The following is a 24197-nucleotide window of genomic DNA, read 5'->3' as shown; positions in this document are numbered from 1 at the left end:
ATGTGTATAAAATACCATTATTAGTATTTCCTGATAATAAAAAAATATTACTAGAATTGAAAGTTTCCAGTAATATTTAGTAGCAAAAATATATATTTACACAAATCTATATACATTCTCAAAATATTCTAAACCTTAATCTTATATATTAGTATTTTTATTATTGAACTTATGTGGTTATTTGATTATTTATCTTTTTTAATCGATTTAATATTTTCTTTGATTTTGTTTAAAATATCTGTATGCTTATTAGAGCTTATATTGGGAAATGCTTTGATTATACGTCTATGAAGTAATTTGTGGTTAGACAATAAAGTATTAAGTTTATTTTTAAGCTCATCAATACGATTTTTAGCATAGCGATAGTTTTCTTTTTCTTTAAGTATTTCAAATCTATCTTCTAAAGTCTCAAATCTATTTTCAACTAAAGATTCAAGTTTGTTTTCGATAGTTTCTTGTGTGATAAGTTTGTAGTACTCTTTCTTATCTTTTAATTCCTTAATTATAAGATTGATTTGTTTTAACTTACCATTTAATTGTAAAATTGTATGTACTGTAATTACTAAATCTAAAACAAAATAAACCTCTATAGATATAGCAAGTATAAATAGCACATTTTTAGGGATAGAGTTTATAAAATCAACTACAATAGGATGTACTATAAGCATTACAATTAATGATAATACACCAAACATAAGTGAGTTTTCTAGACAAACTCTTCCATGAATATTAAATCTATGATTAGAATAATCCCACCAAGTCATATTAAATATTTTTTCTAAAATAAAGCTCGTAAAATACTCCATTATACTAGTTATAATTATACTAAATAAAAACAGCAAGGGAATATTGTGTACAAAAGGAGTCAAAATAGCAACTATTGCTAATGCTCCAAATCCATATATAGGACAAAATGGACCATTTAAAAAACCTCTATTTACAAATTGTTTTTGTAAAACTGAACAATATGTAGTTTCACAACACCATCCTATAAAACTATAAATTACAAAATAAAGAAATTGAATATAAAATGTACTCATAAGCACCTCATTTCTAGTTAGTATAGCACTATATACTCGATATTTTATTTTTATGATTAATTTACTAAATTCAATTTACATATTGATTATACCAATTTATAGAAATTTATCAAATTTAATTGCAGTTGGAATGTTATATACACAGTTATAATAATGAAATTTTATTCAAAATAAATAAGGGTGTCAAGTATAATCAAACTAATAGTTGTAGATACTCTACACTATGTTAGTTTAATTACATTTGACACCCTTGTATTTACATTATGCCTATTTACATTCGAAGCTAGAACAACATGTTTCAATATAAAGATTTACTCTATCAGTTTCAGGAGCAACCAATATATTATCAAGTGTACATAAGCTACCGTCTTTGTTGTATTTACAATTTTTTACGGTACAAACTAATTCTTCACAATTTCTATTATTAACGTTGCTAGATAGATTGCTATAAATAGATTCATCTAAAAATGAACTACAACAAGTATGTCTGTCATTGTGAGCTTTTTCACCATTTATAAAAATTTTATCTGCATAACATATATGGCTGTTGTTATGTGAACAGTTAATTACATTACAGTTTATTCTTTCCAAAGTTATTACCTCCTAAACGATTATTTATTATAAATTATGTCCATATAATTACAAGAATATAACTATTAAGAGAAAACTACCTTTTAGAAAATATCTGTTCTTAGAGTAATTTGAAATATAAATATATTTTCTTCTAAAATTTACCTAAATTGTATAAAAACTTACAGCTTGGAGAAAATAATAGAAAAAGGAGGCGTAATCAATGTTTGAAAAGAAGAAAAAAGAATTATTTCCTTGGAAAATATCTGCCTTAATACTAGTTGGAGTATTTGTATTAAGTAGTGGAGTTTATATAGGGACAAAATTAAAAAACAATGGAGTTCAAACTGGTGAAATTGTAAGTACTAGTGCGAATATGAATGAAAAGTCAAAAGAAGCTTTTGGATTAAATAAAAATTGTGAAGTTTGGCTTCAAAGTGAAGGCGAAAATGAAACTAACTACAAGAGAACACTTACAATGGCTGGGATAGTTCCAGAGTCATTATTAGATAAGACAAAATCAGAAATAGTATCGTATTTTAAAAAAGAGTATCCAACTAAAAAAATAAAGAGTATGGATAAAAATGAAATCATATTAGTAGATTCTAAATATAGTGATAGCAAAGATGTACATGCAATGAACGCTACTTTAAAAGGTAAATATACTATTGAAAATGACAATGGAAATATAGCACTATATAAATATGATGATAGTGGAAGTAAAACATTAGTAGAAAAAACAAAAATAAGAGTAGATTCACTTCCTAAAACAGTTCAAGATGAAATCAAAAAAGGTGTAGTTATGGATACTGAAGAAGAAGCTTATTCAAGATTAGAAGACTTTGCAAGTTAATATTAAGTAAATCAATAGTAGTTCAAGTTAAATACTAAGTAAGTTAATACTAAATAATTTAATATTAAATAAATTAGTATTAAAATTGTAGTCACATTAATTCCTATAAAAATACAATAATTTATTTGTATTAAATATAAAAGTTATATTGAGGTAAAAATCTTGCTTTGATATAACTTTTTTATTTGATTTTATATTTTACATAGAGCATTTTATGATTTGTTAATATTATTTATGATATAATGATTTAGAACATAAGTTTTTATGAGAAATACATTTTGGTATTTCTTTTATTTTTAGGAGGAATTTTTTAAAATGATAATATTGGGGATTGACCCAGGTATAGCCATAGTTGGATATGGTATAATTGAATATAAAAATAGCAAGTTTAAAGTAATCGATTATGGAGCAGTTACAACGCCTGCACATATGGATATATCGAGAAGATTGGAACTTGTATATAAAGGAATTGATATAATAGTAAAGAATTACAATATAGATGAAGTTGGAATGGAAGAATTATTCTTTAATAAGAATGTAAAAACGGCTATAACAGTTGCACAAGCTAGAGGTGTTACTATGCTTGCGTGTGCCCATAATGGTAAGCCTGTATATGAATACACTCCACTTCAAGTAAAACAAGGTGTAGTTGGATATGGAAGAGCAGATAAGGCACAAGTTCAGCAGATGGTAACTTCGTTTTTAAGTTTAAAAAAGGTTCCAAAACCAGATGATGTTGCAGATGCTTTAGCTGTGGCTATTTGCCATGCTCATTCAAACAAACTTGAAAAAACTCTAAAGAATATAGGTGGTAAGTATGTATAGTTATATAAAAGGTACAGTAGAAGAGATTTATATAGACAGTATAGTTGTTGAAAATAATGGTATAGGATATAAGGTAAATGTATCATCCAATACAATCATGAATTTACAGTTGGGAGAAGCTACAAAGGTATATACTAAACTAATCGTAAGAGAAGATGATATGAGTCTTTGTGGTTTTGTAAGTAGAGAGGAACTTAAAATGTTTGAACTACTTACATCCGTATCTAAAATAGGACCTAAGGTGGCACTTTCAATACTATCATTTGCATCACCAGCACAGTTAGGGGCATATATTTTAAGTGAAGACATTGGAAAGTTATCTAAAGCTCCTGGTGTTGGTAAAAAGACAGCAGAAAGAATTGTCTTAGAGCTTAAGGATAAGGTAGACAAAAATAACATAGAATTTGAACCAACATTATTATCACAAAAACCTACCTTGGTATCTCAAGATGAGTCTGTAGATGCACTTGTAGCCTTAGGCTATACTTTGGCAGAATCAAAAGATGCAGTTCAAAAATGTAAAAAAGATGGTATGAATACGGAAGCCATTATAAAGAAAGCACTTACATATATAATGAGTAAATCTTTGAAATAACATTTACACTTTAAAATAATATTTAAAATATTAAGGCAAATTTCAAAGTATTAAAGTAGATTTCTAAAAATACGAGAGGAGGGGTATAAATGCAAGGTTTTGAAGATGAAAATAGGATAATAACTTCTACAATGAAGATGGAAGATATAGATATAGAAAACAGTCTAAGACCAAAAACTCTAGAAGATTATTTGGGTCAAGAAAAATCAAAGGAACAACTTAGCATATTTATAGAGGCAGCTAAATCGAGAAATGAACAGTTAGACCATGTTCTTTTATATGGACCACCAGGTCTTGGAAAAACTACACTAGCCAGTATAATAGCTAATGAGATGGGGGTAAATTTAAGGATTACATCAGGTCCTGCAATAGAAAGAGCAGGGGATTTAGCAGCTATACTTACAAACTTAAATGAAAATGATGTTTTATTTATAGATGAGATACACAGAATTAATAGAAGTGTTGAAGAAGTTTTGTATCCAGCAATGGAAGACTTTTGTCTAGATATAATAATAGGAAAAGGACCATCTGCAAGAAGTATAAGGCTTGACCTTCCTAAATTTACACTTATTGGAGCTACCACAAGAGCTGGTATGCTTACAAATCCACTTAGAGATAGATTTGGTGTCATTTGTAAACTGGATTACTATACAGTTGATGAACTTTCAAAAATAGTACTTAGGTCATCAAATATTTTAAATGCAGAGATACAGTCTAATGGTGCATTAGAGCTTGCAAAACGTTCAAGAGGAACTCCAAGGATAGCAAATAGGTTGTTAAAAAGAGTTAGAGATTTTGCTCAAGTTAGGGCTGATGGAAAAATAACTGATGAGGTAGCAAAAGATGCTCTAGAGCTTTTAGGTGTTGATAGTTTAGGGCTTGATTTTGTAGATGAGAAGCTTCTCATGACTATAATAGAAAAATTTAGAGGAGGACCAGTGGGTCTAGATACATTAGCAGCTTCTATTGGTGAAGATAGAAATACAATAGAAGATGTATATGAGCCATATTTGCTTCAGTTAGGTTTTATAAATAGAGGACCTAGAGGAAGAATAGCAATGCCATTAGCATATGAGCACTTAAAAATTCCATATCCTAATGAAAAGTAAAAATAGATTATACAAACATTTAAAATAGAATAGTCATTAAATTAAAATATTTCTAAAATGGCTAAAAATTCAAACATATCCACAAAATGGTAAATATATCTGTAGATACTGTGGATAAATAAGATGGAAATTGTGTGTATTGTATCTATATATTGTGGATAAGACACGTATATCGTGGAAAAATATCTATATATTGTGAATATGGTGTATGTTAAAAATGGCGATTTCTTGATAGATTATAGTAATATTGTGGAAAATAAGTTGTTTTTTTGATATTATTGTAGCTGGAGAAATTTTAAGAGAGGAAGTTTAATATTGAAAACAAGTGATTTTAAATTTGATTTACCACAGGAACTTATAGCTCAAGTTCCTATAGAAGATAGAGCTAGCTCAAGATTAATGGTATTAGATAAAGAGACAGGTAATATTGAACATAAAGTATTTAGAGATATAATAGAATATTTAAATCCAGGAGATTGCTTAGTATTAAATAATACTAGAGTTATACCAGCTAGACTAATAGGAGAGAAGCTTGAAACTGGAGGTAAAATTGAGTTTTTATTATTAAAAAGAACAGAAGAAGATACTTGGCAAGCTCTAGTAAAACCAGGAAAAAGAGCAAAAGTAGGTGCTAAATTTTCTTTTGGAAATGGAAAACTGGTTGGAGAAGTTGTAGGCTTATCAGATGAAGGTTCAAGAATTATAAAATTCTATTATGATGGAATTTTTGAAGAAATCTTGGATGAACTTGGGAATATGCCACTACCTCCATATATCACTGCTAAATTAGATGAAAAAGAAAGATACCAGACTGTTTATTCAAAGCATAATGGTTCAGCAGCGGCACCTACAGCAGGACTACATTTTACAGAAGAATTGTTAAGTAAAATAAAGGAAAAAGGTGTAGATATAGCCTTCATAACTTTACATGTTGGTTTAGGAACTTTTAGACCGGTAAAAGTAGATGATGTTTTAAATCATAAGATGCATTCAGAATATTATATGGTCAGTCAAGAAGCAGCTGACAAAATAAATAGGGCAAAAGAAAATGGAAATAATGTAATATGTGTTGGAACTACTAGTTGTAGAACTATAGAATCAGCTTGTAATGAAGATGGAAAGATGAAAGAAACTAGTGGGTGGACAGATATATTTATATATCCAGGTTATAAATTTAAAGTTTTAGATAAGCTTATTACTAATTTTCATTTACCAGAGTCTACATTAATAATGTTAGTAAGTGCTATTTGTGGAAAGGATACTGTTTTAAATGCATATAATGAGGCAGTAAAAGAAAGATATAGATTCTTCAGTTTTGGAGATGCTATGATTATAAAGTAGGGAGGTAATAGATGCATAGTTTACAAAAACAAAAAAAGAATAACCCTATATTAAAGATTGCTTTTATATTTGAACGTATTTTAGCAGTAGTAGTTCTAATAGCCGTATTTCTAGGAACTATAGATGTGTTAAGACTTATGTGGGGAGCATATATAGTTGATTTTCAAAATCCAGTACAATACAGTCAGCTTAATGACTTCCTAGCGCAAATATTACTTTTAGTGATAGGTGTTGAACTTGTAGTAATGCTATCACTTCATATACCAGGAGCATTTATTGAGGCATTACTTTATGCTATAGCTAGAAAAATGTTGTTACTTCCTAAAAATGAAGGAATGATAGATGTTTTAATAGGAGTTATAGCTATTGCAGGATTATTTGCTATAAAAAAGTTTTTAGTAACAAAAGACAAGAGTGCTCTTAATATAACGAGTATTCATGATGAAGATGCAATTAAAGAACAACAGAGTAAAAATGATAAAGATAAATCTATTTAGAAAATATATTAGGAGAATGAACTATTATAAATATATCTTAAAAAATCAGGAGAAATAAATATTATTTAAGGAGAAATTTATGTACGCAGTAAGATACGAATTGATAAAAACTTGTAAACAGAGTGGTGCAAGATTAGGAAGATTACACACTCCACATGGAATTATTGAAACACCAATATTTATGCCAGTTGGAACTCAAGCAACTGTAAAATCTATGACACCAGAAGAGCTAAAAGAGATTGGTTCACAAATAATACTTAGTAACACATACCATTTATATATGAGACCAGGTCATGAACTTATAAAAAGAGCTGGTGGTCTTCATAAGTTTATGAATTGGGATAAACCAATACTTACAGATAGTGGAGGATTTCAAGTATTTAGCTTAGGTCCTTTGAGAAAGATAAAAGAAGAAGGTGTAGAATTTAGGTCACACTTAGATGGTTCAAAACATTTTCTAACTCCAGAAAAAGCTATGGAAATACAAAATGCACTAGGGTCAGATATAATGATGGCATTTGATGAGTGTGCACCATACCCATCAGATAGAAACTATGTAAAAAACTCGTTAGAAAGAACAACAAGATGGTTAAAAAGATGTAAAGATGCCCATAATAATACAGACAAGCAAGCCCTATTTGGTATAATACAAGGTGGGATGTATAAAGACTTAAGAGAGCAATCAGCAAAAGAAATAACTAGTATTGATTTACCTGGATATGCTATTGGTGGACTTAGTGTTGGAGAGCCAAAACCACTTATGTATGATGTACTAGAACATACAACTCCACTTATGCCAAAAGATAAACCGAGATATCTAATGGGAGTTGGTAGCCCAGATGATTTAGTGGAGGGTGTTATAAGAGGAGTAGATATGTTTGATTGTGTCTTACCTACTCGTATAGCTAGGAATGGGACTGCAATGACTAGTCAAGGTAAAGTAGTAGTTAGAAATGCAACTTATGCTGAAGACTTTACTCCACTTGACCCTGAATGTGATTGTTATGCTTGTAAAAACTATTCAAGAGCTTATATAAGACATCTTATAAAAGCAAATGAAATATTGGGTGCAAGATTAATAACTACACATAATCTTTACTTTTTATTAAATTTAATGAAACAAATAAGACAGGCGATAATGGAAGATAGATTACTTGATTTTAGAAATGAGTTTTTTGCAAAATATGGATATGAAATATAGGTTTTGCACTATTAATTATAATCATTTTAATATATAATATTCAATAGTACTCAAAGATAGAGAAAGTAAATTGTTATATAAACATTTATTATGATTTACAAAAGAGTATAATTTACAAAGGAGTGAAAATTTAATGCCACAGCAACAAATAATAATGAGTGTAGGTCTATGGGTAGTAGTAATCGCAATCTTTTATTTCCTAATGATTAGACCTCAAAAGAAAAAAGACAAACAATTAAAAGAAATGAGAAGTAGCCTAGGTGTAGGAGACAAGGTCGTTACAATAGGTGGAATAGTAGCTAATGTAGCTAAAGTTGAAGATGACGTTGTAATATTAGAATTAGGACCAAATAGAACTAAAGTTCCATTTGAAAAATGGGCTATAGGAACAGTTAAATCTAAAAAAGAAGAAATAGAAGAAGACTAAATTAGTAATTTAAAAGCCTTTTCTCGAATATATATTAATTTGAGAGGAGGTTTTTTTATGGGAAAATCTAATTATATTTTTAAAGGTCTGGGATATGCATATATAATAACTTTGGCTGTTTTATTAGTGTATAACTTATTTTTGACATTTACAGATATTGGTGGGGATAATATAACTATGGTTTCATCATTTATAACTACTATTTCTGCAGCTATAGGAGGGTTTTATACTTCAAAACACATGAAAGAAAAAGGACTTATGTATGGGTTTTTGGTAGGACTTTTGTACATAGTATGTATTTTTTTGACTGTGTTTTTAGCACAAGAAAAGTTTGTGTTTGAAGTGGGGATGATTTATAAGTTATTGTTAATATCAGTAGCAGGAGGCATTGGAGGCGTATTGGGTGTCAACTTTAAATAGAGTTTATATTAAAGTAGTTTTATGATATAATCAATAGGAAACAATTAGAAATGGAGGCGTTGAAAATGGAAAATAAACATGTAAAAACTTTATCTCAAGCTACTTTAAAGCAAAGTGCTGCAAAAGGTGGATGTGGAGAGTGTCAAACTTCTTGTCAATCAGCTTGTAAAACTTCTTGTACAGTTGCAAATCAAGAGTGTGAAAGATAGAAAATTATTGATTTAGTTGTTTGTAGGAGGGTATCTCAAAGTGATTCTTTTATCATTATGAGATATCCTTTTTTATTTTTGTTTATATATTGGTTATCATTTACAGCTAAATAAGAAACAATCAATTATATTAGAAAGAAGCGAAGTAAAATACTATGGAATTAAAATATATTGTGCCAAACATGGAAAAGACATTCTGGGTATTGAAGTCAAATGCAGTGTGCAGAAGCATATGATACAAGTGTTTATTCCTGCTGATGTTCCCGTAAAAGATTATTCTTGAACTAAAATCTATTTTTTTCATTTTTATTATATCTTGACTTTTCTGTTACTTCTGTATATATTGTATTTGTAATAAACAATACAGCAAGAGGTGATAATTTGCATATTTATACTATCAAATAGTTCTGATATGACGATTTATGGGCAAATAAAAGAATAAATTTTGTCATTTTTTATGATGAATGAAATAGTAATATATTTCAACAAATGATAAATCGATTTGGATTATCTATGTCCGTAAAAATCAATGAACTATCTCGTGGTATGAAGACGAAACGCATGCTTGCTTGTGCTTTTTCACACAATGTAGAGCTTCTCATTCTTGATGAATATAATACTCTAAGTATAGATATGAATGAAGTTTTGCAAAGATTGAGGGGAATATAATGGTTCAAGATATAAGAAAACAACTTCAAATTATAGTAAATTCTGAAAGTGAAGATATTACCTATATAACGATATGTAGAGTAATATTGGAAAATATACAAAAAGGAATAGAAGATATAACTATTTTAGAATTAGCAGAAATATGCTATACATCTCCGTCAACGATAAGTAGATTTGTAAAGAAACTAGGATATAGTAACTTTAATGAATTTAAAATGAAATGTATAGAAAGAAAAAATCTTGGAACAGAAATATTATCAGATAATGTTAAAAATATTTCTTTTAATTCTAAAAATGATAAAGACGTATTAATTGATCTTGTAGATTCAATTAATATATCACTAAGAGAATTTGTAGAAAAACTTGATTTAAATGAAATTGATAGATTGGTTAATATGATACATAATTATGAAGATATATACTTTTTTGGTTTTCACTTATCAGGTTATTTTATGCAACATCTACAATATAATCTTTTTAATTTAGGTAAATATGTTAATTTTGCATCTCAAGAAAGAAGTCAAGAAAGGCTAGCAAATCAAACTAATGAAAATAGTTTATCAATTATTTTTTCAGTTGATGGAAATTTCATAAGACAAAAATCACAAATTTTTTATTCTCTTAAGGAAAATAGAGGTAAAATTGTTCTTGTTACACAAAATCCAGCTCTAAAAATGGCTTCACAATGTGATTATGTTATTTACCTTGGCAATTATAAAAGTGCGACAGAAGGAAGATATAAACTTCATTTATTTACAGAAATATTAATCAATCGATACTATCAAAAATACAGTAAATAATATATGCTTTGAATCTGTTTTCAAAAAGTGAAAATAATTTTAAACATAGAAAAGGCTTTCATATGTTGGAGGCTATTCTATGTTTTTTTTATGATAATATTAAGGCAAGAAAGACATTAGGAGAGATTAAGGAATAAGAGGGGGGCTAAGTAATGAATAAAAAAGAGATAGCAAAAAAAGTTATTGATGAAATGGGAGGAAAAGAAAATATTTCTCAAAGCTGGCACTGCATTACAAGATTACGTTTTAATGTAGTAGATGCTAAAAAGATAAACATGGAAAATATTAAGGGAATAGAAGGTGTTTTGGGTGCGCAATTTCAGAATGGTCAATTCCAAGTTATAATTGGCAATAAAGTTGGAGAAGTTTTTGAAGAAGTTTCTACAATATTAGGTAAAGAGTTTACTGCTAATGTTAAAGAAGAAAATGTCAAAGAAGAAAAGGAGAAGAAAAATATTGTTGATATTATTTTTGATACTATTTCAGGAATATTTAATCCTATTTTACCAGCAATTACTGGAGCTGGTTTATTAAAAGGAATTCTGGCATTATTAACAGCTTTTAATTTGATTTCAACAACATCCTCAGAATATACAGTTTTAAATATTGTTGCAGATGCACCCTTTTATTTTCTACCATTTTTAATTGCTTTTTCAGCTGCTAAGAAGTTCAAGACAAGCGAAGTTCTATCAGTAACAATTGCAGGAGTAATAATGTATCCTACTATTATTAACTATGCAGCTTCAGGAGAAGTAGCTTCACTAAGTTTCTTAGGATTAAAGATACCAATGATTAGTTATAGTTCTACGGTCATTCCTATAATTTTAGGTGTATGGTTACTAAGTTATGTTTATAAGAAGGTAGATAAATTTGTACCTGGTCTATTCAAAATAATAGTTACACCCTTAATAGTTTTATTAATTACATCAGTATTAGTTTTAGTATTTATTGCACCATTAGGAAGTTACATGGGGGTCTATGTAGAGAAATTCTTCACAGGTTTATTTAATGTAGCAGGACCATTTGCAGGAATGTTACTTGGAGGTACTATGTCTTTAATAGTAATGACAGGTATGCATTATGCATTCTTCCCAGCAGCTTTATCAAGCTTTGGTACAGTTGGATATGATGTTATGTTACTTCCAATGAACTTAGTTAGTAATTTAGCACAAGCTGGTGCAACTCTTGCAGTAGCAGTAAAAACTAAAGATAAGAATATGAAATCACTAGCAGCTTCAACAGGTATTTCAGCAGTTTTCGGTATAATAGAACCAGCAATTTATGGCGTTACTTTGAAATTAAAGAAGCCTTTCTATGCAGCATTGATAGGAGGAGCAGTTGGTGGTGGTATATTTGGAACATTTGTTGTAAAGGCATTTATTTTCACACTCCCAGGGATTACTGCACTACCTTCATATATTGAGCAAGGAACTAAGAATTTCTTGTTTGCTCTATTAGGTGTAGGTTTAAGCTTTGTAGTAGCTTTTGTAGTAACATTATTTTTAAAGGTTGAAGATGAAAGTGTTAAATAAAAATATACAAAATTTAAATAGAAATAAGGTTTTAGGAGGATTAAATAAATGAAAGAATTAATGAAGGGTTTCCCAGAAGGATTTTTATGGGGAGGAGCAACTGCTGCTAACCAAATAGAAGGGGCTTTTGATGAAGGTGAAAAAGGATTATCTACTTCAGATATGGCAGCATACAAGGATCCATATGCAACAGGAAAAGTTGATAATTTTACATTCAATGTAACTTCTAAAGAGTTGCAAGAATATTTAAATAACCCAGAAAAATATAAATTTCCAAAACGTTGGGGAATTGATTTCTACCATAATTATAAAGAGGATATTGCTTTATTTGCAGAAATGGGATTTAAAGTATTCCGTTTATCAATTTCTTGGGCAAGAATTTTCCCAACTGGATTAGAAGAAGAACCAAACGAGGAAGGATTAGCTTTCTATGATAAGGTATTTGATGAATTAGTTAAGTATGGAATTGAACCATTAGTTACTATGTCTCATTACGAGATGCCTATTACATTAGTACAAAAATATAATGGATGGCAAAGTCGTGAGTTAATAAGATTATTTGCAAAGTATGGTAGAGTATTACTTGCTAGATATAAGGATAAAGTAAAGTATTGGATTACATTTAATGAAATGAATATGTCTTTACATAGTATTTACACTGGCGCTGGTATTTTAGGTGATTTAGTTGAAAATAAAATGCAAGAGGGATACCAAGCAGTTCATCATCAATTTGTAGCAAGTGCTTTAGTTGTAAAGGTAGCAAGAGAAATTGCACCAGATGTTAAAATTGGTTGTATGATTAATCAAATAGAATCATATGCAAGAACAACTAAACCAGAGGATCAGCTACAAGCATTAAAGGCTAATCAATTAAATATGTTTTATCCAGATGTACAAGCGAGAGGAGAATATCCATCATATATGACTCGTTTCTTTGCTGATAATAATATACACCTCCAAATGGATAAAGATGATGAGAAAATCCTTTTTGAAGGAAAAGTTGATTTTGTTTCAATCAGTTACTATATGTCGCATGTAGCAGAAGCACGTGATGATGCTAATACAGTAGCAGGAACTTTTGATAGTGCAATTAAAAATGAATATTTAGAGCTTTCTGAATGGGATTGGCCAATTGATCCAACTGGATTACGTATTTCATTACTTAAATTATATGATCGTTATCATTTACCATTATTTGTAGCTGAAAATGGATTAGGTGCAAAAGATATATTAACTGGGGATAAGAAGATTCATGATTTATATCGTATTGACTATATTAAAAAGCATATTATAGCTATAAAAGAAGCTATTAAAGATGGGGTAGAAGTTATGGGATATACAACTTGGGGATGTATTGATTTAATTAGTTGTGGAACATCACAAATGTCAAAACGTTATGGTTTTATATATGTTGATCAAGATGATGAAGGAAATGGCTCTTTAGAAAGAATTAGAAAAGATTCTTTCTATTGGTATAAAGAAGTAATTAAATCAAATGGAGAAAACTTGGGTTAATAATATTTTTTCTTACTTTCTGCTTATTCCAATAACTATTTTATTTTATGAATACATCTACTATTATTTTAAATATGACTGCCTCATGGTTTATTGCTTTAATGTAAAAACATTAAATGATGTATTTATATTAGCAAATTATGTAAACACATAAAATATATTGAAAAATAATATTATATATAATATTATTTATGTGTGGGAAATACGAATATAAAAAATAAAAAACAATATTCGGAGGACATAAATATGTTAAGCAACAAAAAGAGAAGTATGGCAATAGTAATGGCAGGGGCTACAGTTATGAGTGCAACTGCACCAATATTCGCAGATAATACTGTGACAGAAAATATTGATAAAAATTATACAGTAAGTGCGAAAGATTCTACTAACCTAATCGAAGAGGTTAGAAAAGCATTAGAAGTTAAGTTTGAAGATACAAAAGCAGGAGCAAATGTAAATGATAGAGTTTACGATATAAAAGTAGACAATGTAAACTTAACTAATGCAACTCAATTACAAAATAAAATAAACTCATTGACAGAAGGACAAAGTTTAAAAGTTACTATTCAAGATAAAGGGCATCAAGTTTTAGGCGGAAAAGTAGTTGACTATAAAGTTGAAAACTACAAAACTGCTCAAGAAATAGTAGATGCAGTTAATGCCTACAATGCAACTTTAGCAGAAGATTCTGATAGCAAATTGACAGCAACTATAAAATCTACAAGTACAGTTGAAGTAAAAAGAGCAAAAGATTCAACAAATGCTATTACATTAAATGTAGGAGACCAACATTTAAATTTCTCGAAAGTAATAACATCAGAAGAGGGTATTTTTGAAGGTTATGAAAAGAATTATAGTGACATAGAATCAAAAGAATTACATACAATAACAGTTAAAAACGCAGATTTACAAGACATATCAGCAGAAGAATTATTTGACGGAATTAGATTAACTACATTAGGAAGAGAAATAGTTAATAAAGTTAAAAATGGATATGCTTTGACATTTGAAAACGAAGCAATCCTTACTCAAGAGCAAGAAGATAGTGACGATAAAGACAAGCCAGAAAAATCAAGCTTTGATATAGTTTTAAGTAAGACAAATGAAAAGCCAGAAACAATAAGTGTTTCAAGTAAAAACCATAAGTTAGTTAGAGATTTACATAAAGTGTTAACGGATTTAAAAGAAGGAAAAGAATTAAAAGTAGAAGTTTTATCTGGTGATTCAAGATTCACAACAGCAGTAGAAGTTAGTAAAGAGAGATTCAGAGATGGAGAAGCAGGAGCTATAATTTTAGTTGGAGAAGATGCTATAGTTGACGGATTAGCATCAGCACCACTTGCATCTCAAAAAAATGCACCAATACTATTATCTAAGAAAGACTCATTACCATCAGAAATAGAAGCTGAAATATTAAGAGTACTTGGAAGCAATTTATCATCTAAGAAAATATATATAGTAGGAGGAGAATCTAAAGTATCAAAAGAAACTGAAGAAAAACTTTCTAAATTAGGTGTAAGTAAAGTTGAGAGAGTTTCTGGAGAGGATAGATTTGAAACTTCTTTAGAAATAGCAAAACAATTAAAAGATACATTTAAGACTGCTTTTGTAGTAGGTGGAAATGGAGAAGCTGATGCTATGAGTATATCAGCTAGAGCTGCTCAATTTGGTGCTCCAATAATAGTTACAGGTAATGAGTTAGATGCAAATGCTGAAAAACTATTAAGAGGGAAAGAATTAGAAATAGTAGGTGGAGAGAATTCTGTATCAAAAGAAGTTGAAGACAAATTAGTTGAAATAGATTTAAATAATAAAGTTGAAAGATTAGCTGGAGAAAATAGAAAAGATACTAATGCTAAAGTAATCAACAAGTACTACGCAGGTGCAACTAAAGCATATGTTGCAAAAGATGGTTATGTAGGTGGAAATGGACAATTAGTTGATGCACTTACAGCAGCACCACTTGCAGCTAGTTCAAAAGCTCCAATAGTATTAACTACAGAAGAACTTTCTAAATCACAAGAAGAAGTAGTTGAATTAAGACTTAAGAATGCTACTAAGTTAGTACAAATAGGTGAAGGAATAGCTAAAAACGCTATTGAAAAAATAGCAGAAAAAATAAACTTATTTACTAAGAACTAATAAGATATAGAAACTAATATTAAAAGTTTATTTAGATAATATATAGTTATACAATATGTTAATAGGTAAGATATAATTTAGATATTAGAAAATATATAAAAATAATGAAATAAAAATAAGAGTCTATCTCAAAATAGAAATTATACTGTACCCCAATTGTTGGAACAAAAACCTAACGATTGGGGTGTTTCTATATGGCTAAATACGATTTTAATTTCACATAAAAAAAGCACCTCATGAACTAAAAAATTCATTTTGAGACACTTCTTTATTTTATTTTTTAATTATAATATTGTGGACTTCATATTATAAAAAAATTATTATAAATTATACTGCTTATAATGATTAAATACCCCATTAATGTATATTATTTTTAATTTATTACTTAATTAAATAAAATAAGTTATAATGTTTTGAATTTATGGAGAATAAAGACTTTAACTATATTGTTTGAGTTATATGGATAACTATGGTATCATATATAAAATATGGTAACAAAATTGTAACCTTTTTAGTAGAAATAAGCAAAAGTACTAGTAAAAAATTTGAAAAATATATTGGGGGTAGAAAATAATATGAAGAATAGTAAAAAGATATTGGCTATAGGACTTACACTATTTTTAGTAATGGTAAATACTCCTATGGTAAATGCGTTGACATCAGTTGAACAAATAAAAGGGAATGACAGATATGAGACAGCAGCAAAAATAGCTGATAAACAAAATTACAATACAGCAATTCTAATCAATTCAGATAATAGCTTAGCAGATGGCTTAAGTGCAAGTGGTTTAGCTGGAGCTTTAAATGCACCTATTTTGATGACAAAACAGAATCAGATTCCAAACACAACTATGGAAAGATTAAACAAAGCAAATACTGTATATATAATAGGCTCAGAATCAACAATAAGTAAAAATGTTGAAAATCAGTTACTATCCAAAAAAAAGGTTGTACAAAGAATATTTGGTGAAAATAGATTTGATACAAGCATAAAAATAGCTGAAAAAATAAAAGAAATTAAGCCAATAGATAAAGTAATTATAGCCAATGGATTTACGGGAGAAGCAGATGCGATAAGTGCATCACCAGTAGCAGCTAGAGATGGAGTACCTATAATACTCACAGATGGAAATAGTGTAGAATTTGACACAACAGGGTTAAAGAGTTATGCACTTGGCTCTAGTGAAATAATCAGTGACGAATTAGTTAAGAGTACAAATTCTGTTAGATTGGGTGGAACAGATAGATTTGATACCAATAAGAGAGTTATACAAGAGTTTTATAAAAATAGTAAAGAATTTTACCTAAGTAAAGGGTTGCAATTAACAGACGCATTGGTAGTTTCTACAATAGCAAAAAATGCTCCTGTAGTTTTAGTTGAAAATGGTAGCAACAAGAGCATTTTAAGTGGTGCAAATAAATTAACTGTACTAGGAGGCATAAATCAAAATGTTATCAAGCAATGTATAAATCAAGCTTCACCAAACCAACAAGGGTTATATTACAATCCAAATGACAGAGCATTTAAGGAGAGAATAAAGGGTAAAGTATATGCTCTTACAAAGCAATACAGAAAAGAAAATGGAGTAAGAGCGTTATCTGTAGCAAGTAGATTAGAGGGTCTAGCAAATGATTGGTCTAATTTAATGGCAAATAAGAAGACTTTATCTCATACGATAAATGGAAAAAATTCATATTCTACTTTTTTAAAGTACTTAGATTGGAGTGAGATTAAGCCTGGATATATTGCAGTTCAAGGTGAAAATATAATTAAATATAAAATTCCAGATAAACCTGTGTATACAAATAGAGATGCAGATGATATAGGAAACTTTATTTTTAATGAGTGGAAGACAAATCCAGAAGAAGGTACTAATATGTTACATAAAGGGTATGAAATAATGGGATTTGGTATAGCTATAACAGGAGATAAGAATCTATATGCGACACATGAGTTTTATGGAAGATATAAAGAATAAGAAAGATATACACAAAATTATGCTTGTGAGAAAATTATATAAGTAATTAAATTATAATGAAAAATTGCGGTGTCTCAAGATGAAATTTTTAATTCATGAGGCACTTTTTTTATATTAAATTAAATACATTTTCATCATTTCAACAATGAAAAATAGGCTTATCTCTATTTTGAGACAGCTAAATTTTTATAATTTAATTTAAAAAAATTGTATTAAAAAGTTTAAATATAATATAAAATGGGTAATAAAGTAGTGAAAATTAAATGGCAAAATTAGGGAAATCTAATGACGCAAAACTATAGGGATTAAAGCTTTTAAAGCCATATCAGCCAGTTGCTAAAAAGAGTAAAGTCTTTTTATCTTATAATTAAGATTCTCTTTGAGTGTCTTTTTTTATTGTCTGAAACTTATAGTATTTAAATTCATGAAAAGTTAGATATTTATTAAGGGAGGATTGTTGTTTCATGAAAAAGGCAATATCTTGTGTACTAGCAGTATCTATGTGTAGCGCACCACTAAACGTTTTTGCAGAAACTATGTTAGAGGGAAAGCTAAGGGCAGTTGAAAAATCAGTTACAGAAAAGTTGAAGGGGAATCTTGAAGTAGATTTAAATTTTTCACTTCCAATAAAAAACAATGAGTCAGAAAATATGACTAATATGCAGTTACGATTAAAAGATGATAGTAACAATAGTGGGGTAATAAAGCTTGGAGAAAAAGATTCAGGAACAGTAAATATTGGGGCAGATAATATAGAATATACTATAAAAAAACTATCTGCAAGTAGAAGTGAAATAAAAAATAAAGATGAGAATATATCATATTATAATATTGTATTTGACAATTTACCTGTAGGAAAATACAATATAGAAGTCTCTGGAGCTGGATTTAAGAACAAAGAAATTAAAGACATTGATATATCAAGTTATTCACAAAGAGTTTTATTAAGTAATAGAGCAAGTGTAGATAATAAAAATAAACCTTTAAATTATGAATTATTCTTAATGGGTGATGTAAACGAAGATGGTAAAGTAGATAAGAATGATTATAATAAGGTTTTAGAGAATATAGATTCAAATAAAAGAGAATATGATTTAAATAGAGATGGAAAGGTAGATATTGTTGATTTAGATTATGTGCAGAAAAATTTAGGTCAAAGTGAAGATGCAAAAAGTCTAGAAAGTATAGTATCTACCAACCCTATAGTAGATACGAGTAAGGTTGAATTAAAAGTAAATAGTGATACAGATATTAAAGGTAATGTAGAAGATTTATTTAGTGAAGAAAATAATGGAGTTACAATATCTCAAAAAAATGATAAAATATCAGAGGAAAAACCAGCAGTAATGGACATAGCTTTATCAGAAGCACTTAATATGGAAGTCATCAATATAAAAGCTCCAGAAGGTACTGCTCCAGCAAAAGGAATAGTTGAAGTTACTGACAAAGATGGTAATGTTCAACAGATTCCTTATGAAAACAAAGAATATATAAAAAACTTAAAAGATGAAGAGCAACAAGAAGAAGCAAATAACGAACAAGAAGAAGTAAATCAAGAAGAAGTAAATAATAAAGATGAAAATATAGAGCAGTCTGATAATAACTCAAATAATAAAGATGAAAATAATGATAAACAAGAAGAAAATAGTGATAAAGAAGAATCAAACTCTAATACAAATCAAGATGAAAATAATGGTAAAGAAGATTCATCAACAGATAAATCTGATTCAGATGAAGATACTCCAAAAGAAGAGGGTAATATCAGTAAAGATGATAACTCTACAACATCTACATATAGTAGGTCAGCATTAGAAACATATGCAGATGTTCAAAATAGCGATATAGTAATAAATCTTGGTAAACAAGTAGCAGTAAAAAAGATAACTATAAAAATAACAGCCACAACAGCAAATGATAGAAGCCTTGCAGAAATATCTAAAGTTGAATTTTTAAACAATGTATATAAAGAAATACCAAAGCCAGATATGAATATACCTAAAATCAATAAAATATTGACTAGCACTGCTGTTGGAAATGAAAAGGTATCTTTTTATTGGAATAATGAAGTAAATGTATCGGCATATGAGCTTATACTAGATAAAATTGACGATAAGGGAAAAGTATTATCGACTAAAAAATTACAAACTAGTAAAAATACAATAGAAGTTAGAGATATAGAAGCATATGGACTATATAGAGTTAGCATACAATCTTTAAATGGCGATTGGTCTAGTGGATATAAAGATGCAATGCCAGAAAACTTAGATGGAGTACCAGAAAATGTAGATTCAAACTATAAACCTATACAATTTAGCCCAGATAGTATATTAGAATTTCAAGTTGTTCCAAATACAAAGCCAGAACCACCAGAAGGCATAAGTGTTAAAGGTAGATTTAAATCTCTTGATGTAAGTTGGAAAAATCATAAGCAAGCTAAAGATTTTGACTTATATTATAGAGAAAAAGCTTCTAATGGCTCTTGGATAAAATACAATGATAGGCTTATTCGTGGGACAAGTTCAAAGATAGAAGGTCTTAAGGATAATACAACATATGAAGTTAGAATGACAGCTACTAACCACTTGGGAACTAGTGGAATGTCTAAAACATATATAGGGACAACTGAAAGTATGGATGCACCAACAACACCTAACTATAGATTGATTAATACTCCTAAAGAGAATGGTGGATTTGGAATACCGACAAATCACATTGTAGATGTTACTTATCCAGATGGATATGATAAAAGTGAATATAGTGATAAAAATCCATTTGATAAATTTAATATAGTAGATGGAGACTTTACAACACACTGGACATTCCCAAAATATAATGCGGCTGAGGGAACGAATAGAGGACCAATAATAACTTTTGATAAATCTTATACTATGGATACTTTTATGGCTACACCTCGTTTTGATGTTTCTGATAAGACAATAAATGACTTTGAAATACGATATTGGGATGAAAATGGTCAATTACATAATTTGGGGGATGTTCCTTTTGAAACAAAGACAGACCCTGTGAATAATAATAAGTATATAATGGTTAGATTAAAAGAGCCAATAAATGCTACTAAGATACAAGTAAATGTTTGTTCATCTTATTCATACAAGGCTAATATATCAGAACTTAAGTTTTATGAGTATGACAGTATAGAAGATGATGTAAGAAATCTATTTGCAGATGACCTACAGATTGAATTAAAAGAAGATATAACTCAAGAAAAAATAACTGAACTAAAAGATAGACTGAATACTCCAGATAAAGCTAGTGGAGAATATCATCCTTATAAGACAGTTATTGAGAGAGAATTAAAATTAGCTCAAGACTTATATAATGATAGAGCAACACTTACTGATGTAACAACTGTGAATCAAGAAATAAATAAATCAGGAAAATATAAAGATAAAAATGGACAATATACTGTAAATTCTAATAATTTAGGTATGCAAAATGACTGGCAAGCATTGGGAGTAGCTGCTAGAGCAGGAGATGAAATCACAGTATATGTTGGAAGTAAAAGTGGAAAAACTCCTAAGTTGATATATACACAATACTATGGAGAATCTGGTGCATATAAGAGTGGAGAAATAAATCTTAACACTGGAAAAAATGTAATTCAGTTAAGCAAACTTCATAGTTTAGATATAGAATGTGGAGGAAGTTTATACATAAGATACCCTGAGGATACTCCAAGTGGAGGAGATATAAAGGTACGTGTAGCAGGAGCTACTAAGATACCACATCTTAACCTAAATGGAACAATAAACGATAAAAGCCCAGAAGGTGTTTCTCAATCTAAGAAAAAGATAAAAGCATATATAGAAGAATTAGCTAAATATAAAGATGCTATAAAAGGAGAACCATATTATCCAGGGACAAATATTGGTAATTCATATGGATATTCAGAAAAAACTGGTGTATTAAATACTACAGATATTGAAAGTGATAAAGTGACATTAAATGTTCCAGCAACAGCTGTATATCAAGGAATATCAAAAGGAAATTCTGATTTAAACACACAAGTAGATAGACTATATAATAGTATGCTTGCATGGGAACAAATTATGGATTTAATATATTCTGAAAGAGGAGTATTTAAGACACAAGATTTAGATGGTAATGGAACTGTAGATGATAATGAATTTAATATAACTAAAAATGATATGGCTCCAAAATCACGTATGAACATAAAATATCAAAGAATGTTTATTGGAGCATTTATGTATGCTTCTGGGCTACATGTAGGAGTAGAATACGGTTCAGTGCCAGGACTTATGAATGGAGTACCTTTCCAAATAGATACTAATGGAAAAGCTAGTGGAGGAAGTTTATTTGGATGGGGAATAGGTCATGAGATAGGGCATGTTACAGATATTGGTAAGATGACCTATAGCGAAACTAGTAACAATGTACTTGCTTTACTTGCCCAGACGTTTGATGATAAGACACATTCAAGACTTGAAGGTTCAACAATGGATAAGATATATGAACATGTAACTTCAAATAGCTTAGGTATACCAAGCAATGTATTTGAAAGGCTTGGAATGTTATGGCAATTACATCTAGCTTATGATGATGATTTTACAGGCTCAATGTTAAAGAATAACTCAGATGCTGATTTAAGTAATGACACATTCTATGCAAAGATTTCAAGAAAATACAGAGCACTTTCAAGTAGTGACCCAATTAATAGTTTACCAAAAGACCAAATGTTGGTAGCAATGGCATCAAGTGTTGTTGAAAAAGATTTAAGAGATTACTTTAAGGCATGGGGAGTAGAAATTACACCAGAATTAAACAGTATAATGGATAGTAATAAGTACGAAAAAGAAGCTAGAAAGATACAATATGTAAATGACGAAGCTAGAAGAAAGATTTTAAATGAAAATATAGCTAGTATGGCGAAAGATACTAAAGTAAGTGCTAGTTTTTCTGATGGGATAATAAGTGGTTCTCTAGTTAAGTCTAATAAGATATCTATAGACCTAGATGTAGATAAGGATAAAGATAAGATATTAGGATACGAAATAATAAGAAGTGATGGAAATTATTTAGATGGTGAAAATGGAACTCAAGTAAAATACAGAACAGTTGGGTTTGTAGATGCAAAAGGAAATAGTAAAGCTAAATTTACTGATAATATATCTCCTCTTAACAACAGAGCATTTACATATAAGGTAGTTGCATATGATTATCATCTAAATCCAACAGAAGAATTTGAAGTTGGTACTGTAAAATTATCAGATGAAGGGAAAATAAATAAATCAGCATGGTCATTTATAACAAATACTGTTTCTGATGGTGATGTTAGAACTGAAAATGACTCACATGGACCACTACAAAATCCTGAAATTGATAATATAAAGGACAATGATGCAAGTACTACTTATAAAGGGAAGAGAATTAGTAAAGCTGAGTGGAATAAAGACCCACAAAAAGACCCTGATATAAATGTAGAAGAAAATCCATATATAATAGTAGATATGAAAGAGACATTACCTATAGTAGGATTAAAATATACAAAACCAAAGACAGAAGCTAGAAAATTCTCATTAAAAGGATTGTTTAACTTTAGAAAGGATACTAGTACAACATACAATTCTTTAACTAATTACAAGATACAAGTAAGCAATGATAAAAAGAACTGGGAAGATGTAAGTCAAGGAACTTTTGAATATGGACAAGATTTAGTTGGTGGAGGAAAAGACCAAGATAATGAGGCTAGAGTTACATTTAATAAAAATGGTAATCTTTGGACTTATCAAGCTAGATATGTAAAACTAATCTCAAACAATAAGTCTAATATAGAAGTTGCAGAGTTAGATATAATAGGGCCTCCAGGTGACAATATAGAGATTGGAACAGTGAATAGTGCAGACCAGACTCGTACTAATGGAATTGGAAAATTAGCAGAAGATTATGTATATCAAAGTGATAACTCTAACACAAGTGAAGATGAAACAGCTAAGATTCCAGCAGGTTCAATAGTTATTACAGGCGAATACAGTGGAAATCCAGCATTTAACTTACCACTACTTATAGATAAAAACAATAAGACTATATCTGGAGAAGCGCTTTTATTTGCAGAGGTTCCAGAAAAAGGTGAATTAGGAGAAATAAGTAAAGGTACATGGGTTTACTATATGCCAAAAGAAAGCTTTGATTCTTTAAGTGATAAAGTTAAGGCTGAATTATATAGATACAATGACCTTCAAGGAGATACTCCAGTAGGTCAAAGATTTGTAAGTGATACAATGTATGTACCTGTGGAAGCTAAGAATTACGATGAGTTAAAGACAATAAGCCTTACTGATAGTAATAGTAAAGCTAGAAAGGCTACAAGAAATGCTACTGATGTCAGTAATAAGAAGGTTGTAGCTGTAAGTAATAAAGTAAAAGGTAACATTGTCAGAGATAAATAGTAGAGATAAGTCTAAAAAATCTAAAAATACTAGTGCTAACATTGT

Annotated in this window: 19 protein-coding genes and 1 riboswitch; of the genes, 17 read left to right on the top strand and 2 right to left on the bottom strand. The window is 29.3% G+C overall.

The window, feature by feature from the left end; translation table 11 throughout:
- Positions 1-185: 185 nt before the first annotated feature.
- Both IR152_RS15765 and IR152_RS15760 read right to left on the bottom strand, forming a co-directional pair.
- On the bottom strand, positions 186-1040 hold the full coding sequence (locus IR152_RS15765; protein ID WP_227452872.1) for a putative ABC transporter permease: 855 nt from the start codon (positions 1038-1040) through the stop codon (positions 186-188).
- A gap of 267 nt (positions 1041-1307) precedes the next feature.
- Complete coding sequence (locus IR152_RS15760) at positions 1308-1631, bottom strand: DUF1540 domain-containing protein (protein WP_003422812.1); 324 nt, start codon at positions 1629-1631, stop codon at positions 1308-1310.
- 202 nt (positions 1632-1833) lie between these two features.
- On the opposite strand from IR152_RS15760, the gene IR152_RS15755 reads away from it, so the two are divergent.
- The 17 genes from IR152_RS15755 to IR152_RS15675 all read left to right on the top strand — a co-directional run bounded on the left by IR152_RS15755 (position 1834) and on the right by IR152_RS15675 (position 24152).
- Positions 1834-2463 carry a hypothetical protein gene (locus IR152_RS15755; protein ID WP_227452871.1) on the top strand — a complete coding sequence of 210 codons (630 nt, stop codon included), beginning with the start codon at positions 1834-1836 and terminating at the stop codon, positions 2461-2463.
- A gap of 315 nt (positions 2464-2778) precedes the next feature.
- Positions 2779-3288 (top strand): crossover junction endodeoxyribonuclease RuvC, encoded by a 510-nt coding sequence (ruvC, locus tag IR152_RS15750; RefSeq protein ID WP_227452870.1) that lies wholly within the window; start codon positions 2779-2781, stop codon positions 3286-3288.
- Positions 3281-3883 (top strand): Holliday junction branch migration protein RuvA, encoded by a 603-nt coding sequence (ruvA, locus tag IR152_RS15745; protein ID WP_227452869.1) that lies wholly within the window; start codon positions 3281-3283, stop codon positions 3881-3883. Before ruvC ends, ruvA begins: the two co-directional genes overlap by 8 nt.
- Positions 3884-3972: 89 nt before the next feature.
- Positions 3973-4992: a Holliday junction branch migration DNA helicase RuvB gene (gene ruvB / locus IR152_RS15740; RefSeq protein WP_227452868.1), complete on the top strand. Its 1020-nt coding sequence runs from the start codon at positions 3973-3975 to the stop codon at positions 4990-4992.
- A 315-nt stretch (positions 4993-5307) separates the two neighbouring features.
- A complete protein-coding gene (gene queA, locus IR152_RS15735; RefSeq protein ID WP_227452867.1) occupies positions 5308-6333 on the top strand; it encodes a tRNA preQ1(34) S-adenosylmethionine ribosyltransferase-isomerase QueA in 1026 nt (341 codons plus the stop codon).
- Positions 6334-6344: 11 nt separating this feature from the next.
- A complete protein-coding gene (locus IR152_RS15730) occupies positions 6345-6830 on the top strand; it encodes a phosphate-starvation-inducible PsiE family protein (protein WP_227452866.1) in 486 nt (161 codons plus the stop codon).
- 79 nt (positions 6831-6909) lie between these two features.
- The gene (gene tgt / locus IR152_RS15725; RefSeq protein ID WP_227452865.1) at positions 6910-8031 is read left to right on the top strand and encodes a tRNA guanosine(34) transglycosylase Tgt; all 1122 of its coding nucleotides are present in this window, start codon (positions 6910-6912) and stop codon (positions 8029-8031) included.
- A gap of 133 nt (positions 8032-8164) precedes the next feature.
- A complete protein-coding gene (gene yajC, locus IR152_RS15720; RefSeq protein WP_227452864.1) occupies positions 8165-8458 on the top strand; it encodes a preprotein translocase subunit YajC in 294 nt (97 codons plus the stop codon).
- Between the two features lie 57 nt (positions 8459-8515).
- Entirely contained in the window at positions 8516-8878 is a 363-nt protein-coding gene (locus IR152_RS15715) for a TIGR04086 family membrane protein (RefSeq protein WP_227452863.1), read from the top strand.
- Between the two features lie 65 nt (positions 8879-8943).
- A complete protein-coding gene (scfA, locus tag IR152_RS15710; protein ID WP_009891067.1) occupies positions 8944-9087 on the top strand; it encodes a six-cysteine ranthipeptide SCIFF in 144 nt (47 codons plus the stop codon).
- Positions 9088-9576: 489 nt separating this feature from the next.
- Positions 9577-9756, top strand: a complete 180-nt coding sequence (locus IR152_RS15705; RefSeq protein WP_227452862.1) for a hypothetical protein — start codon at positions 9577-9579, stop codon at positions 9754-9756.
- Entirely contained in the window at positions 9756-10556 is an 801-nt protein-coding gene (locus tag IR152_RS15700; protein WP_227452861.1) for a MurR/RpiR family transcriptional regulator, read from the top strand. The genes IR152_RS15705 and IR152_RS15700 overlap by 1 nt, the downstream gene beginning before the upstream one ends.
- Before the next feature lie 152 nt (positions 10557-10708).
- The gene (locus IR152_RS15695) at positions 10709-12088 is read left to right on the top strand and encodes a PTS transporter subunit EIIC (RefSeq protein WP_227452860.1); all 1380 of its coding nucleotides are present in this window, start codon (positions 10709-10711) and stop codon (positions 12086-12088) included.
- A 48-nt stretch (positions 12089-12136) separates the two neighbouring features.
- Complete coding sequence (locus tag IR152_RS15690) at positions 12137-13603, top strand: family 1 glycosylhydrolase (protein ID WP_285894805.1); 1467 nt, start codon at positions 12137-12139, stop codon at positions 13601-13603.
- Positions 13604-13849: 246 nt separating this feature from the next.
- Positions 13850-15745: a cell wall-binding protein Cwp8 gene (locus tag IR152_RS15685; protein WP_227452859.1), complete on the top strand. Its 1896-nt coding sequence runs from the start codon at positions 13850-13852 to the stop codon at positions 15743-15745.
- Between the two features lie 575 nt (positions 15746-16320).
- Entirely contained in the window at positions 16321-17724 is a 1404-nt protein-coding gene (locus IR152_RS15680) for a cell wall-binding protein Cwp9 (RefSeq protein WP_227452858.1), read from the top strand.
- A 255-nt stretch (positions 17725-17979) separates the two neighbouring features.
- A riboswitch (cyclic di-GMP riboswitch) is annotated at positions 17980-18065 on the top strand.
- A 123-nt stretch (positions 18066-18188) separates the two neighbouring features.
- On the top strand, positions 18189-24152 hold the full coding sequence (locus tag IR152_RS15675; RefSeq protein ID WP_227452857.1) for a M60 family metallopeptidase: 5964 nt from the start codon (positions 18189-18191) through the stop codon (positions 24150-24152).
- The last annotated feature ends 45 nt before the right edge of the window (positions 24153-24197 follow it).

This window comes from Clostridioides sp. ES-S-0108-01, assembly GCF_020662285.1.
Lineage (GTDB): Bacteria > Bacillota > Clostridia > Peptostreptococcales > Peptostreptococcaceae > Clostridioides.
Note: the sequence above shows the minus strand (reverse complement) of the source record. Positions and strands in the feature narration are given on the sequence as shown.